This is a genomic window from Shewanella sp. GutCb (assembly GCF_002836135.1).
Taxonomy (GTDB): domain Bacteria; phylum Pseudomonadota; class Gammaproteobacteria; order Enterobacterales; family Shewanellaceae; genus Shewanella.
Map to the genome: position 1 here is coordinate 1 of NZ_PJBL01000084.1, position 412 is coordinate 412.

The 412-nt window shown below is 54.6% G+C and carries 1 protein-coding gene; it reads left to right on the plus strand.

The window, feature by feature from the left end:
- Positions 1-167: 167 nt before the first annotated feature.
- On the plus strand, positions 168-412 hold a 245-nt coding region (locus tag CXF86_RS20055), incomplete at its 3' end, for a gp436 family protein (RefSeq protein ID WP_145992408.1).

Genomic DNA, 412 nt, shown 5'->3' on the forward strand with positions numbered 1-412 from the left:
GCCGTTGCTAAGTTAGAGCAAGACAACAAAGAGCATTTTACCAGTGACGGCAAGCCTCAATGTGATGTGCTGGGTAAGTTGATGGGCAAACCGATGTCTGCCAGTGAACGCGATAGTTTGTGGAGTGTCTTTAAGGCCGAGCAAGCCGCGACTCTGGACACTGAGTAATGACGGCAGCGACTCTCGTCAGTGTTTACGCCAGCAGTGCGCAGATGGTGGCGCGTTTTGGCGAGGATGAGCTTGTTTCGCTTACCGACCGAGATGGCACGGCAGGTGCCATTGTGGCCAGAGTGCTGGATGTGGCACTCAATGATGCCACCGCGCTCATCAATGGTTATCTGGCTGGACGCTATACGTTACCGCTACCTACGCCACCGGCAATGCTCGAACGTCTTTGCTGTGATATCGCCCG